At 59.9% G+C, this 307-nt stretch carries 1 protein-coding gene; it reads left to right on the top strand.

All coding sequences use genetic code 11. The annotated features are described in order from the left end of the window. Positions 1-102 precede the first annotated feature (102 nt). The coding region (locus tag A3728_RS20000) for an acyl-CoA dehydrogenase family protein (RefSeq protein WP_201722360.1) at positions 103-307 on the top strand (205 nt) is incomplete at its 3' end.

The raw sequence follows: 307 nt of genomic DNA, 5'->3' as shown, positions 1-307 counted from the left end.
GGTCGCGGCGCAATATTTCAACAACCGCAAGCTGTCGATCTTCGGCGGCTCCAACGAGATCCAGCGCGGGATCATCGCGAAAACCATGCTGGGAGGTGGCAAATGAACTTTGACCTGACAGAAGAGCGGCAAATGCTGCAGGACAGCCTTCGGCGGTTCCTGCGCGACAAGTATGACACGGCGACCCGCAACAAGATCCTCGAAAGCGACGCGGGCATGTCGACCGAAATCTGGACCGGCCTTGCCGAGCTGGGCGTCATCGGCGCACTCTTCACCGAAGAACAGGGCGGTTTTGGCGGCAAGGGCT

Origin of the sequence: Sulfitobacter sp. HI0040, assembly GCF_001634885.1 — a bacterium.
Taxonomy (GTDB): domain Bacteria; phylum Pseudomonadota; class Alphaproteobacteria; order Rhodobacterales; family Rhodobacteraceae; genus Sulfitobacter.
This window is presented reverse-complemented; position numbering and strand designations above follow the sequence as displayed.